The organism is Scytonema sp. NUACC21, from assembly GCF_054684315.1.
This window is the reverse complement of the sequence record NZ_BAAFZH010000094.1, coordinates 1-15,380: the sequence shown is the minus strand read 5'-3', so window position 1 is coordinate 15,380 and position 15,380 is coordinate 1. Positions and strand designations below refer to the sequence as shown.

Genomic DNA, 15,380 nt, shown 5'->3' with positions numbered 1-15,380 from the left:
AAGCGTACAAGTAGGTTGGCAGAAATAAATGGCAATTTTGCTCAGTTAATAAGATTGGGTACGAACAAACTTTTTATACTATGTTGGATATATGACCTATAATAAAATCTGTCTGTGGGAAGAATTTTGTCAGACCAACTCTCAGTAGTGTTGCGATTGGTATTTAGCGATCGCCACTCATCAACCAGATACAATCCTTCCCACAGTTCAATTTCTTAGGAAAGCTCAACCAGGTAAAAGCACTCTTACAGAAATGCGCTCTTTGACAAAGTAAGAGCGCGTAGTTCATACCATTCATCTGATTTTTGAGGTGCTTTGTGCATTTGTACTAAAATTCAATTTGGTAAGGATTTTGGAAAACTTTTCGATCTACTGAAAGTTGTCAATTCTGACTCATTAATGTCCTCATGATAGAACAGTGTTAATTTTCATCCTTCGTAATGACCGCCAGTGACCTTACGGAGGAAAACAACATACTGATAGATGTTGTAGAACAACATTACGGGGATAAGAGCACCAATAAAGATAACCATGAAGACAAGCGCACTTGGGTCTGCTGCTGCTTCATAGATAGTAATCTCAGTTGGGATAATATAAGGAAAGACGACTAGTGCCAACCCGACAAAGGTAAGTAAAAAAAGGAGAATCTTCCAGTTATCCACTGCAAGATGCTCCACAACATCACGAACGCCATAAAAAACCCAATGGCAACCATAATGCGGAAGGAGTAGTAGATTAAACCTACTAAGTGGGGTCTATCTTCGGGTTTCCATTCTTTCAAGCCACGAACCGGTTCAGACAGATTTTTCTTGAGTTCTAAAATGTAGCCTAGTGCATTGGGAACTGCAATTTCCCAATCATTTTTTTCTGTCTTCTTGTTGGGTATTGCCACAAGGCTCCAATTTGCAGGCTGTCCGGCTGGAAGTGTGTCCCACTGAGCTTCCATTGCTGCTAGTTTGGACGGCTGGTAATAATACACTTGTTCGGCACTCAAATGCCCAACATAGATTTGCAGTGGAGCGATCGCGATTGCTGCTGCTATAACAATCTTCAAAGATTTAGAAAAGAAAGCTGGTTGGCGATTATTGAGAATGTACCAAGCGCTAATGCCACCAATGACAAACAATCAGGTCTCCAATGTACCCAAGAACATATGAAGAACACTCGTTGGCATGGATGGACTAAACATCGCTTGAAAGTAATCGTCAACCACAAACTTGCCATTGACCATTCTCCCTCCTGCGGGAGATGCCATCCAGGAATTTGCTGATAGAGTCCAAAAAGTTGAGAGGTTTGCGCCGATGGCAACCATAATAGTGGAGAAAAAGTGAATTGTAGGATTAACTCTTTCCCAGCCAAACACCATGATGCCCAAAAAAGCAGCTTCCAGCATGAACGCCCAAGACGCTTCAAACCCGATAACACTGCCAAAAAAATTGCCTACCGCCTCAGAAAATGGTGCCCAGTTTGTCCCAAACTGAAACTCCATTGGAATACCAGTTGCCACACCGATACCAAAGTTGAGAACATAAAGCTTTGACCAGAAGCGGGCATGGTACGGCTATACCAACCCCTGCTGAGAATTTTCCTTCAGGCTACGGTTCCATGAGCAACCGTATCCTCGAATTTACTGCTGTAGTCACTGACCCTGACTCTAAAACTGATGGCTACACACTGCGTACTTTTTCCCGCAGTGAAGCAGATGCGAAAGCCTTTGTTACCCATTTGGGGCGAGCACTCTTGGTCGAGGTGGTATTGGAAGCGATCGATAACTATAACTTGCGTTGTATAAGTCGCATGGATATAAGTGCGTCTGACCTTTTTTGTGCTCCATCCCCTACATCAAACACAAGTTTTGAGTATTTCCTCAACAATTATGGACGGGTCGAAACGATTTGGTATCCTTTCACCGACAACCCGTGGCTCAAGGTGGCAGATTGCACTACAAAAGCCCAGTGAATCTCGTCAAGTATATACACCCTATAATTATCCATTCTCAGATTGACTGAATTAGCGAATGCATAATTAATCAGCACAAGTAATTAAGTAGTCCAATTTAAAACAAACGTAAGATGTGGGGTGTGTTGCCTAGCCCAAAGCACCCCAATAGACGATATCAAGATGGTGCGTTATTGTACCCAATACTTACGAACATAAGAAAGCGGGATTGACGAAATAAGTAAAGAAAATTGATTTTTCCTGAGATAGATGAAAAATAGCCGCCAGAAAAATTAATATTGTTTTAAGGAAACTATCTGAAAAATTAAGAGTAAAGTATGAAGGCTAAAAATTAAGTAGAATTACTTATTCATTTAAAAACCTTGATACTTTATTCTTCCCTTAGCGATCCCTAGTGGGGATTGAAACAATCGGAGCCGTTCATGAGTTATTACATTTCTCCTCGCTTTTTGGACAAAGTTGCTGTCCACTTGACCAAAAACTATCTCAACCTACCCGGTATCCGAGTTCCCTTGATTCTGGGTATTCATGGTCGTAAAGGCGAGGGCAAGTCTTTTCAATGTGAGTTAGTCTTCGAGAGAATGGGCGTCGAGGTGACTCTCATATCCGGTGGTGAAATGGAAAGCCCAGATGCTGGCGATCCAGCACGTCTCATTCGTCTGCGCTATCGAGAAACAGCAGAACTCATTCGCGTGCGCGGTAAAATGTGCGTGCTGATGATTAACGATTTGGATGCGGGTGCTGGGCGTTTTGATGAAGGCACTCAATATACGGTAAATACTCAGTTGGTGAATGCCACACTAATGAATATTGCTGATAATCCAACTGATGTGCAACTACCGGGTAGTTACGACGCCACACCTTTACATCGCGTACCCATCATTGTGACAGGCAATGATTTCTCTACCCTCTACGCCCCACTCATTCGTGATGGCAGGATGGAGAAGTTTTACTGGGAACCGGATCGCAGTGATAAAGTCGGCATTGTTGGCGGAATATTTAGTGAAGACGGTCTTTCGCAACGGGAAGTTGAACAACTTGTGGATACTTACCCAAATCAGTCGGTCGATTTCTTCAGCGCTTTGCGTTCCCAAATCTATGACGAACAAATCCGCCACTTTATTCATGAAGTAGGGATTGAGCGTGTGTCCCAGCGTATAGTCAATAGCGCTGAAGAACCGCCACAATTTAGAAAGCCTGATTTTAGCTTGTCTCACTTACTTGAGATGGCTGGCTTGATGGTTGGCGAACAAAAACGAGTTGATGATTCTCGATTGGTTAGTGAGTACAATCGCCGGATGCGCTCAAACTATCAACCTGCTTCTCCCTCTCCTGTTGCAACACCAACTCATCAGCCATCAGCTAATGGTTCAACTCAGCCTGCAACATCAACAAATGGGAATGGCTACTCAACACAACAAGTATCCAACACAAAATTGCAACCTGAAACATTAGAACAAGTACGTCAGATAATAGCTCAAGGTTACAAGCTCGGTGTGGAATACGTAGATGAGCGCCGTTTCCGTACCGGTTCTTGGCAAAGTTTCGCCACAAGCCAAATTTATGGCGAACAGGATGCTATCTCAACTCTAGAATCTTGTCTGACAGAACATCGCAATGAGTACGTGCGCTTGGTAGGAATCGATCCAAAGGCGAAGCGGCGAGTTGTGGAAACGATTATTCAACGCCCGAATGGGAAAGTCGGAAGTCGGTAATCACAATGAGGTTTTAGGTTGATTGAAGCCCCGAGAAGTACACAAAACGAAGTAATTCGTAGTAAATCGAAGTAATTCGGTTAACTGACTTCACAACTTTTGCGAAGTCGGGGCTTTTGCAGCTCGAGTGCGATAGCCTCGCTCCTGCCCGGAGGGCAGATCGCTTATCTAGAATGTTTTTGACTCGAACCCCCATTATGCACCCCAGATATCACACATACAAAAAACACAAAGAAGTAGTACATATTAACTAAATGAAGAGTAGAGCGCAATAGAAATTTATTTATAAAATACGTTAGAAAATGTATTACATTCTCACTGCTAATAATTGAGAATGACTTGGATGTGTTAGCTCCCAGTCTTCATCACGCTTTGTCCGCTGTTTTTACTGTAGTTACGGTACAATTTTATTCCTTGATAATTCCCGTGTATGACAGTTAGGGTGAGGAATGGGGGTTGTAATGAATTGTGTTTGAGAACGGGCATTTTTTTCATTTTTACCCACCACCGCGTATCGTTAGTTTGCTACGAGCATTGTTTATACTTTGCGCGGATGAAGCCTCATGTAAATCATTCTAAAGACAGAAGTTGATATTATTACTGTAATATAAACTGATTGCGAGAGTCATTTGTCAGAGCAATTTATTACTGCGTATAGCAGCGACTGGTTTAGGCTCAGCTCCTGTGGCTTATAGGTTAACCGTATATAATGTAAAGCTTGTAACAACTTGTTGGTTTTTAAATTCTTGATTCTGAGTCTTAGGCAGAGTTTTGCAAGGAGTATCCAGACGAATGTCTATCTCGCATTATAACGGAGAAACTGCTGTAGAAAAGCAAGGTTAGAGCTTACGCATGGATTCCAAGGTTAAAGCTATGAGCCAAGAATTGAACTAGAGATGAGCTATAGCAATCCGGAACTATTTGTAGCAAACTAATGAGGATGGCAAGGATGCAATTATTAAAAAATTTTATCAAAATGAGAGGAGAAACTACCTCTTGTAAAAGTTTGCCTGTTAAAATGCTGAACCAAATTTCGACGCTTATTGAGCCATGAACAGTGCTTTGGGGTAATATGAAAGACAATTTTGTGTTTGGGATTGGCAAGAAACTCGGCGCGAGTTTCCATCGATTGCAGGATGCCAGACTTGCCCTTAACACCTAAAGTTTTCAGGGGAATTCCTTCCTGATTGGTAATCCATCGTACCAAAGATTCTGATTAGTGGATGTTTAGACACTCCATAATCAAATGCCACTTGCTGGCATTTAGGTCAGAACTAATTAAGCGTTGACAATATATGGTTAAATTTTTGACCTTCCTAAGGTTCACGAATAAAGTGTTTTCTCATCAATGATTTAGGATTGCTATAAAGATAAGCCGTCAAGTTATGTAGTACAGGTGAATATAGGAACTAAGTGGTAGGTAGAGTATGCCGCGATTTGCCCTCCGGGCAGGATCGAAGCTATCGCTAGTACACATTTTTAGAACTTACGTACTGTACACAAAAACTGGATTATACATAAAGTACGCGAGCGTCAGGGAAGCATTGTCTGTATCTGCAGATGAATTGCAATCTACAATCCACGTTCCATCTTATTAAGTGCATAATTTGATTTCACTTACACCTATATAAGAAGTAGGAGGGCGTATGTTCTCTAGGTTAAAAACCCTACTAAGTTGACTTGATTTATGTCTACTATTGTCGTTACCACATAATCAAATTTTTTGCAATGTGCAAGTTCAATCTTTAGTTTTTTTATTTTACAAATGCATTTTAAAAAAAATGTTAATAAACATTACAAACCCAAACATTTTGCGTAAAACTAATAAACAGGAACGGAGTTACCACAGAGGTAGCAGTTGAAGACCCGAACACCTAACTTTTAGCTATAGTCATCACTACACAAGTGCAATCTGGTAGTAACACACAGCGCTATGTCAATCATAGCCACCATAATTAATTGCACTATTTTTAGAGGAATGTAATCTATGAATGTCGCGCACCATATTCATCCTCAAGGGCTCTTCCCTCGTTCATCTTTGAAAATAACCGTTTGGATAGACATCCAGCTTAAAAGAAGAATAAGTTTTATGTCTACTTCAATAGTTGGCAGGTATTCCACTGACTACTTTGCTCATTTTTATAACTGACAATAATTAAATATCAAAGGAAGACAATGACAAAGATTTTGGTTATTGAAAGTGAGGAACAAACCCGCAACAGGTTTTTAAAATGTATGGAGAAAGAAGGGTTCGAGGGGATCGGTGCAGAAAATGGTCTTGTCGGTGTTCAGGGGGCACAAGAGCACTTACCCGATATAGTAATCAGCGAGATTATAATGCCAGAACTTAATGGTTATGGTGTTCTAAGAGCGCTGCGTGAAAACGCTGCCACAGCGATTATCCCTTTTGTTTTTGTTACTGCCAAAGCAACTCGGGCTGACATTCGCAAAGGCATGGAATTAGGAGCAGATGACTATATTACGAAGCCCTGTACATTAGAGGAATTAGTGAGGGCAGTTATAGCTTGCTTGGAAAAAAGAACTGTCCTCCAGCAGGGGTACAATGCACTGTTCCAGTCAGCCCTAAAATTACCCGAAACTCAGACTACGAAACCGACTACACCTCAATTGATATTTCCGTCCGACCCCCGGTTGAAAAAGGTCTTCCATTTCATCGAGGCTAATTATCACCGACAGATTACTCTCAACGAGATAGCCCAGGCAGTTGGTTATTCTCCTGCTTACGTCTCTAAACTAGTGCGACGTCAAACCGGACAAACCGTGCAAAGTTGGGTTATTCGGCGTCGAATGGCAGCGGCATGTTCCTTGCTTATAGAAACTTTAGAAACAGTGGAGCAGATTGCTGCATTGGTGGGATATCAATCTGAGGTTCATTTCTTCCGCCAGTTTCGCCAATATCACGGGACAACTCCCCAAGCCTGGAGAAAAGCAAAGACGTGTTGCAGCTATATTAAATAAATACGCTACTTATACCAATTCCCCATGAAGAAGAGCTTAATATTTTGCAACTAATTTACCTGTAAAGCTTACGCAATGTAGTTGTTTGTCAGCCAAGATTAAGCTCAAGTTTACAGAGAATTGGTATTACTAACAGTAGGACAATAATTGTTAGTTTTTTCACCTAAATAGTTATTGTCTATCGTTCTTAAATATTTTAAAATACGAAAAGAAAATGAAAATGAAATTTTGTCTTACTTACCCACTCCCAAGAGGAAATTTATATTTTCCTATCCTTAATGTCGAGTCAGAAAAGCGCGACATAGCCTGAAACTTTGCGGATTCCCTAAACCTTACTGAAGAATACTTTTAGCCACAAGAATCTGTTATTTTTCATAAATCCTTTTCGCTTATCCTAAATTATGGACAAACACATCGAAGCATCTGCTCCTGCTATTGCAGTTATTGGAATGGGGTGTTGGTATCCCGGTGCACGAAATCTACGGCAACTGTGGGAAAATATACTTGCTCGACGGCAAGAGTTTCGACAAACACCAGATCGGCGATTGCCGCTTTCCGATTATTACGATCCAGATTCCACAGTGCCAGACAAAACCTACGGAAGCCGTATGGCTGTCATTGATGGATTTGAGTTTGACTGGGTCAGTAAGCGAATTCCCAAAACAGTTGTAGAGACTGCAGATATTGCTCACTGGGTAGCCTTAGAAGTGGCACTGCAGGCTTTAGAAGATTCTGGCTACACACGTACAAGCGTTCCCATTGAACGTACTGGTGTGTTAGTTGGAAACACAATGACAGGAGAGTTTTCACGATCCACCAACCTGCGGCTGCGTTGGCCCTATGTGCGGCGTGCATTGATTGCGGCAGCAGAGGCAAAAAGCTTACCACCACAACTTGTAACCTCCTTAGCAGAGACGATGGAGGAGTATTACAAGTCTGTGTTCTCACCAATTACCGAGGACACGCTTTCAGGTAACCTTTCCAACACAATTGCAGGTAGAATCTGTAACTTCTTCAACTTCCACGGTGGCGGTTACACGGTAGATGGAGCCTGTTCTTCTTCACTCATTGCGGTGGCTAATGCTGCTACGGCTTTAAGCAATGGTGATTTAGACCTTGCCTTTGCCGGTGGCGTAGATATTAGCCTGGACACTTTTGAACTGATAGGATTTGCTAAGACAGGTGCCCTGACTGCCGGGGATATGACAGTTTACGACCGAAAGGCCAGTGGCTTCATACCGGGTGAGGGGTGCGGTTTTGTGGTTCTCAAGCGTTTAGAGGATGCCAGAGCCGAGGGTAACTATGTTTATGCCGTGTTGAATGGATGGGGGATATCCTCTGATGGAAAAGGCGGTCTCACAGCGCCTAGCAGCGAAGGACAAGCTGGGGCGTTGCGTCGTGCCTATGACCGAGCTCATTACAGTCCCCATACCGTCGATTTTATTGAGGGGCATGGCACTGGTACATTTGTCGGCGATCGCGTAGAACTCGAAGGTATTTCCCTGGCAATGAATTCTTACGGTGAGGCACCCCCTCGCTCCTGTGGTGTCACCTCCTTCAAATCCATCGTCGGTCATACCAAAGCGGCGGCAGGTGTTGGGGCTCTAATTAAAGCAGTTATGGCGGTAAACCGCCGTATTTTACCACCGTCGGCAGGCTGCAATCAACCAAATGCAGTATTTGAGAGTTCCGCTCGCTGTCTTTACCCAATCCTCCAAGGAGAAGTGAAAAGCCAGAAAGAGAGTTTGCGTGCAGGAGTGACCGGCGCGGGATTCGGTGGCATTAATTGTCACGTGACCCTTGAATCTGGCGATGCCCCAGCAGAGCACCTTCAACCATCTATTGAAGAGAGGTCTCTGTTAAGTTCTTATCAAGAAACAGAAATCTTCGTACTGTCTGCTCCATCTGTGTCTGATTTGCTAAGACGCACATGGACTCTGAAGAAAACGGCCCAAGAATTGAGCGTAGGCGAACTTATTGATTTAGCAGCGCACTTGACTCGCGAACTGAAACCACAGCTGCCCATTCGGGCAACGCTCGTTGCGTGTACGCCTGAGGAGCTGGTTGAACGCCTGAGTCTTTTAGAAAAATTGTTGCGTGAAACGCCCCCTTCTGAAGGCAAGGTGGTTGTCACTCCACATAAAGAAGTCTGGGTTGGCAATGCCGTTCGACACAACCGAGTTGGCTTTCTATTTCCCGGACAGGGTTCCCAGCGATTGAATATGGCTCGCTCCCTCGTAGAGCGTTATAACTGGGCACGGGAATTGGTGGAGCGTGCAGATGGCTGGTTGCGCGAGGTTGGAGGCAACCAGGTTAGCCAATTTATTTACCGTTCACTAGACCGTGCTGTTAATCAAGAACAGGTAGAAGAGTGGACGAAGGCACTGGCACAAACCGAAGTGGCTCAGCCAGCCATTTGCCTTGCTTCACTGCTTTGGATACGCTACCTCAATCGTCTCGGGGTGAAGCCAGTTGTTGTTGGTGGTCACAGCCTTGGAGAACTAACTGCTTTTCACGCCGCAGGTGCCTTTGATGAGTCAGTTCTCCTACGTCTAGCGGCAGTTCGAGGACAGTGTATGTCTGCATCTGGGAACGGCAACAGCGCAGGCGCTATGGCGAGTCTGACTTGCTCCCAGGAAATAGCTGTTGCTCTGTTAAAACAAGTCAGTGGCTATGCCGTTCTGGCAAATATTAACAGTCCGCAGCAGATGGTAATTTCTGGTGAACTGGCGAGTATTGAGCAGGCGATTGCACTTGCCACAGATCGAGGAATCCAAACACGCCGGCTTCCGGTTTCTAACGCCTTTCATTCTCAATTGGTCTGTGCTGCGGCCAACCACCTTCAACAGTACGAATTGGTACCAGAAACGCTCTCTCAGATTACTGTGCCCTTATTTTCAAGTATGGACGGGCAGCAGCCACCACAGGGACTTCCACTACGTCAATACTTTGGAAATCAAGTGGTCTCGCAAGTGGACTTTATCTCTTTGGCGAAAACGCTGATGCAAAGCTGCGACTTGCTCGTGGAGGTAGGTCCTGGGAAAGTGCTTTCCGGTCTGGTACGCGATATTGTAGGTTCAGAGCAGCCAAATTGTTTTCCTGTGGAATCGAAACCTGGGCAGGCTCAGGATCTCAACGTTATGCTGGCTGCCCTATTTGTTCACGGCGGTGAAATTAACTGGGAAGCGCTTTATGAAGGCCGTCTTGTCCGTCCCTTTGTACCCGCATCAGAACGCGTCTTTATTGAAAACCCCCTAGAAAGACCTTTCCAGGTTTCCGCAACGAGCGCATCTCCAGCAGAGCAAATGTCTGAGTTTTCGCTTCATTCAATGCTCACGCAACAGAACCAGGTGCCGTGGGAGATGCTGTCCAATTACCTTTCACAGCGTGGGAAGTTTCTTACAGAAGTCATCCGAGCGGACTTACAAACCTTGCCGGAGCTTTCGACTTGTCTCAATGGCTTAGGAATAGCGCAGTTAGATAACGTGTCCCGTGTCTCTACTCCTGAAGTACCTCTGTCGGTGCCAAAGCAAGGTATTCCAGCCAGCCGTAACCAAGCCGCTAGTATCGAAGACCTCCTTGTGAGTCTGATTGCCCAACAAACAGGGTTCCCACAAGAGAGCATCACGTTACAGATCAGACTGCTAGATGATTTGAACCTGGATTCAATTAAAGCGGGAGAAGCGATCGCGACTGCAGCTAAAGAAGTTGGTGTTGCAGGCATAATTGACCCAACAACTCTGGCTAATGCAACACTTCAAGAGATTGCTGACACGCTTCGGGTAGCTATTTCAGAAAGTAACGGGAGCAGCAACAATAAAGCTACAACTGCAGTACTGAACGGTGCAAATGGATTTCAGCATGAATCAAGGGTTACTTTAAGAATCGAAGATTTACTGATAAACCTTATTGCCCAACAAACAGGGTTCCCACAAGAGAGCATCACACTGCAGATTAGACTACTCGACGATCTCAATTTAGATTCGATTAAAGCAGGGGAAGTGATTGCTACCGCAGCCAAGGAAGTTGGAGTCGCAGGCATAATTGACCCGACGACTCTGGCTAACGCAACGATCCAAGAGGTTGCGGAGGCACTGCGGATGGCTGTGCCTGACAGTAATGGAACCAACGGTGCAACAGCAGCACTAGCGGTACTGAACGGGGTGAATGGAGCTAAGAACGGGTCAGGCGTTGCGTTGAGAGAAGCTAGCGAAGCTAAAAACCTGACTGTGCCAGTAGGAATGCCTGAGAACAAACACCAAGTTCAGGTGCGGGACTACATTGTGCAGGCGGTTGTCGAGGAAATGACACCAGTTACCCTTGGCAAACATCCAGAGGAAAAATGGCAAACTGCAAACGTACTTATCTTCTGCGAATCCAGTGAGCTAGGCATAGCGGAAGCATTGTGCGCTCAACTCCACACTCAAGGGGCTCAAGCTCAAACTGTGTCCTTCGCACAAGCCAGGGTTCAAGGGCTGATTGAAAGCATTGAGTTCACGCACTTTATTGCTGTGCTTCCGCGTACAATAGGCGGAGAGTCATCAACAGACGCTCATTTGCTTGATATGATTGAGCGTTTACGTAGCGTAGCCACTCCACCTCCAGCTGCACGTGCTTCCCGTATGCACACAACAGTAGCGTATATCCAGTTTGGTGGCGGACATTTTGGCACACAACTACCGCTACCTAATATTGAGCAATGCTGTGCGATTGGTTTTGCCGCCAGCGTCCACCTTGAGCGGGCTGATTTAAAAGTGCGAGTGATTGATTTCTCTGTTGAAGTCAGTCCAACCAAGCTAGCAGAATGTGTGGTTAAAGAACTCTCAAGTGCACACGTTTATTTGTCTGCAGGTTATGACGAGCATCTCACTCGCCGTGTTCCTCGACCTTTGGTACAAGAACCTGTAGAGTACCAAAACCGTGGAATCATTTGGACATCTAATGATGTCATCCTTGTGACTGGTGGAGGAAAGGGCATCACAGCAGAGTGTGCTTTAGCTCTAGCGAGGAATACAGGGGTTCGGATGGCGCTTGTTGGACGCTCACCGCACCCTCACGGGAACCTTGAAAGACGTGGAGGCGGAAGTACAGAGATAGCCCGTACCTTAGAAAGATTCAATGCCGAAGGATTAACCTGCCAGTACTATGAGTGTGACATTTCTGATTTTGACGCGGTAGGATCTGTGTTGAAGCAAATACGGCAAGATCTGGGGGAGGTCACAGGAGTGATTCATGGGGCTGCCCTCAACAAACCTCGTCTAGTAGAACAGGTATCTGCAGAATCGGCGTTTGATGAAGTCAGACCGAAGCTCAAAGGCGTCCTGAATCTGTATCACGCGTTTGCCAACACACCGCTGAAGCTTTTTGTTGGGTTCTCGTCAGTCATCGGCATTACAGGCATGCAACGCAATGCTTGGTATGGCTTTGCCAACGAAACTATGGATCTGATTTTACGCCGCTTTCAAGCCCAACACCCAGAAACTGCTGTGAGCACAATGGCATTTAGTGTGTGGGAAGAAGTTGGTATGGGTGCACGTATGGGCAGCGTTCGGAACCTTGCAAAGATGGGGATTAAGGCGATCCCCAAAGATGCGGGCATAGCGAGATTCCTTCATCTGATAAAGAACGACCCTGGAGATACCCGGATTGTAGTCGCAGCCCCAATGCAAGCCCTATCTGCTTTTGAGTCAAGCGGCTTAGATACTTGGTATCCACAAAGATTCTTACCTCGTGCTGAGTTAAAATTTCTGGAACAAATCCTTCTATGCGAACCAGGAGTGGAGATTGTTGCCAGAACCCACTTATGTCTGGAGCGCGATCCGTACCTGTTGGATCACCTCTACAAGGGGTCTTACCTCTTCCCAACTGTCTTTGGCTTAGAAGCTATGGCACAAGCAGTTGCCTATGTGACGGGAGAGCGGAACTTCTCGGCGGTCCGCATTGAAGATGTTCGCCTTGAGCGTCCTATAGTCGTAGATCCGGACAAAGGAGTAGACATTGAAATTCGGGCGGAGGTACCGGAACGAGAGTTTAAGAATTCTTTGCGACGGGTATATGTGGTCATCAAAACAGAGCAGACAGGATTCGCCATCAACCATTTTTCTGCTATCTTTGTATTGGGTATCGAAAACAACCCACCAAAGGAATATATCGAACTCCCAGAAGCCCCTCTAGATATTCAGCCACAGGCGGATCTCTACAGTTGGTTGCTGTTCCAGGGTCCAAGTTTCCAACGCTTGCAGCAGATTTATACTCTAAATTCCCGAGAGTGTGTATTCCAAACACAAAGAAACTCGTTCTCATTAGACGGTAAACAAGACAGTTTAAATCGGGCACAGGGACCATTCTGGCTGGGAGATCCGTATTGCAGAGACTCACTACTCCAAGTTGGACAGCTTGTCATTCCGCAAGACATTTGCTTGCCCGTCCACATCGGGAGCATTGAAATCTACCAACCAAATAGTGATGTTTCGTCTTATATAGGCGTCACTCAGCCTCAAGGTCGGGAAGGCAAACAGTATAACAATAGTGTTTTTGCCACTACTGTAGATGGGCAAGTTGTAGAAAGGCTCAATGGGTATCAATTGCGGATACTAGAGCACCGCAAAGATAATCCTACTGTGGAAGAACTGGCCGATCCCAGTCAAAGGGATGAGTGGATTCTCCGCAGAAAATTGAGCAATCAAGCCCAAATTTTGGGAGTTGCCGCCCCAGAGGTTTCCTTGACCTATGTTCCTGGTATACATGCTCTATCGCCAACAGAGCGTCACGAACGAGAACTGCCGTTATTCCACAAAACTATCAGTCAACTACTTCGCAGCGATGCCAATTTGATAGCTAAAATCCAGATGAAGTGGACGGAGTCCGGAAAACCAGTGGTTGATGGACTACAAGAGCAGGGAGTGGAAGTTTCTCTTTCCCATGATGAGCGTGTTTGTATTTGTGTTGCAGGACGAGGAGCACAAGGTTGTGATATTGAGCCAGTAACACATCGAACAAGGGAAGACTGGACGGCTTTACTAAGTAATTCGAGAGATGTGCTAATGCAACAGTTACTTGCTGCCAAAAGTTCGGTAGCGCATGCTGGTACGCGAATTTGGACGGCTGTGGAAGCTTTACGTAAAGCTACTGATGCCAAGCCGATTAACTTAGTCATCGATCGTATAGAAGGAGACAGCGTTCTGTTCTGTGATACTGCTTCCAATGGTCAACTCAAAGTCCTCACTTTCCCAGTGAGACTGACACGAGGTCTGGAAAAAATGGTTGCTTTGGTAGTGCAGGATATCAAGGCGGCTTCTTAAGCAGCACTTGTCTTGCTGCAAGCGTGAAGGTGACAAATCAAGCGTTGTGTGATGGTGTTTTAGAGCCACAGAACGAGCTTGCTCAAAGACCTCATCTGACTGAAACACCATCACCCTCAACCCCAAAATTTTACCAACTTAAACTTTTAGTAAGTGAAAAGGAAATGTCAATGAACAACACTCAGTCCCAAGTCTACGATGTTGTGATCATGGGCGCTGGCATAGCGGGAGTATCTCAAGCTCGCCATCTGTTGCTCAATATTCCAAACATTAAGGTTGCCTTAGTCGATCCCCGCCCGGAAGAGCGGACAGACAAAGATTTGAAAGTTGGGGAATCAACAGTTGAAATCTCCACACTTTTTTTTGGCAAGGAGTTGGGTCTTTATGATTACTTGATTGAAAACCATCCTCCCAAGTATGGATTGAACTTTCATTGGCCTAAACACTCGGAAACAACACAAACCATTGATGACTACCATCACATTTGGTGTACTCGGCAACCTTCGCTGGCTTCCACATTGATGAACCGTGCCAAGTTCGAACGGGACGTACTAAAAATGAATAAGGAGATGGGGGCTAAGTTCTACAATGGTCGTGTCGTTGATGTAGACCTAACCCCTAACGATGCCCTCAACACTGTGAAAGTCAAAGTTGATGAGGGGTACTTAGAACTTAAAGCAAAACATGTTGTCGATGCTGCAGGTCGCAAGTTTATCGTTGGTCGCAAGACAGACAATCTCATCTTTGATTCTGAAGACCTGTACGGGGTCAACAATGGCTCAGCATGGGTACGTGTCAAAAATGTGGATCGCACCATTTTTCACGGTGGTTATGACCCGTTAGGTGCGACATGTAGCCATTACTATGCCACCAATCATATGATGGGACACGGGCATTGGGTGTGGCTAATTCCGACAGATACTCAAACAATGGAATTGTCAATTGGGATAGCCCACCATCATCAAGTCATCCCACCTCAAACTGTCAACACTAAAGAAAAGTTTTATGCTTTTCTAGAAGCAAATCATAACCTGGTCTATCAGCTAATCAAGAGTGGAGAAGAAATCGATTTCCATTACTTGCCAAGATTGGCGCATAAGAGTAAGACTTTGTTTTCTCAAGACAACTGGTACGTAGTCGGTGATGCTGCAGCTATCTTCGATCCATTCTATTCCTTAGGAATGGTGATGATGTCATTTGGTATTGAGAGCATCACAGAAATCATCCGTGCGAAGCTAGCAGGGGAGGCGGATGCCGAGAAGAAGCGGGCTGTTTATAATGCCTTCAATCTTGGAACTATACGCTCTAACAATCATCTCATCCACGCTCATGACAGACAATTAGGTCACGCCAGTATCATGAGCTGGCGCATATTCTTAGAAAATATGTGGGGGTTCGGGATTATAGTGCCTGTATATGTAGGCAA

General features: G+C 45.0%; 6 protein-coding genes and 2 pseudogenes. 5 read left to right on the top strand and 3 right to left on the bottom strand.

Translation table 11 applies throughout. The features are described from left to right. Positions 1 to 428: 428 nt before the first annotated feature. A pseudogene (locus ACYRY3_RS26680) lies at positions 429 to 653 on the bottom strand (cytochrome d ubiquinol oxidase subunit II); the annotation flags it as partial. Then, positions 641 to 1,558 (bottom strand): annotated as a pseudogene (locus tag ACYRY3_RS26675) (cytochrome ubiquinol oxidase subunit I); the annotation flags it as partial. The pseudogenes ACYRY3_RS26680 and ACYRY3_RS26675, both read right to left, overlap by 13 nt. A gap of 47 nt (positions 1,559 to 1,605) precedes the next feature. Between ACYRY3_RS26675 and ACYRY3_RS26670 the strand changes: the two are divergent. Together ACYRY3_RS26670 and ACYRY3_RS26665 are read left to right on the top strand one after the other, a co-directional pair. Further along, positions 1,606 to 1,959 carry a cholesterol oxidase substrate-binding domain-containing protein gene (locus tag ACYRY3_RS26670; protein ID WP_460204779.1) on the top strand — a complete coding sequence of 118 codons (354 nt, stop codon included), beginning with the start codon at positions 1,606 to 1,608 and terminating at the stop codon, positions 1,957 to 1,959. A gap of 422 nt (positions 1,960 to 2,381) precedes the next feature. Continuing rightward, positions 2,382 to 3,674, top strand: a complete 1,293-nt coding sequence (locus ACYRY3_RS26665) for a ribulose bisphosphate carboxylase small subunit (protein WP_460204647.1) — start codon at positions 2,382 to 2,384, stop codon at positions 3,672 to 3,674. Between the two features lie 958 nt (positions 3,675 to 4,632). Here the strand turns inward: ACYRY3_RS26665 and ACYRY3_RS26660 are convergent. Next, on the bottom strand, positions 4,633 to 4,881 hold the full coding sequence (locus tag ACYRY3_RS26660; protein ID WP_460204646.1) for a hypothetical protein: 249 nt from the start codon (positions 4,879 to 4,881) through the stop codon (positions 4,633 to 4,635). Between the two features lie 968 nt (positions 4,882 to 5,849). On the opposite strand from ACYRY3_RS26660, the gene ACYRY3_RS26655 reads away from it, so the two are divergent. The 3 genes from ACYRY3_RS26655 to ACYRY3_RS26645 form a co-directional block, all read left to right on the top strand. Continuing rightward, a complete protein-coding gene (locus ACYRY3_RS26655; RefSeq protein ID WP_460204645.1) occupies positions 5,850 to 6,653 on the top strand; it encodes a response regulator transcription factor in 804 nt (267 codons plus the stop codon). A 401-nt stretch (positions 6,654 to 7,054) separates the two neighbouring features. Next, positions 7,055 to 13,954, top strand: a complete 6,900-nt coding sequence (locus ACYRY3_RS26650) for an SDR family NAD(P)-dependent oxidoreductase (protein ID WP_460204644.1) — start codon at positions 7,055 to 7,057, stop codon at positions 13,952 to 13,954. 170 nt (positions 13,955 to 14,124) lie between these two features. Next, the coding region (locus ACYRY3_RS26645; protein WP_460204778.1) for an NAD(P)/FAD-dependent oxidoreductase at positions 14,125 to 15,380 on the top strand (1,256 nt) is incomplete at its 3' end.

Bases quoted from the DNA above. Each gene is read 5' to 3' on its own strand.
- ACYRY3_RS26670 (WP_460204779.1), top strand. From the start codon at position 1,606: ATGAGCAACCGTATCCTCGAATTTACTGCTGTAGTCACTGACCCTGAC.
- ACYRY3_RS26665 (WP_460204647.1), top strand. From the start codon at position 2,382: ATGAGTTATTACATTTCTCCTCGCTTTTTGGACAAAGTTGCTGTCCAC.
- ACYRY3_RS26655 (WP_460204645.1), top strand. From the start codon at position 5,850: ATGACAAAGATTTTGGTTATTGAAAGTGAGGAACAAACCCGCAACAGG.
- ACYRY3_RS26650 (WP_460204644.1), top strand. From the start codon at position 7,055: ATGGACAAACACATCGAAGCATCTGCTCCTGCTATTGCAGTTATTGGA.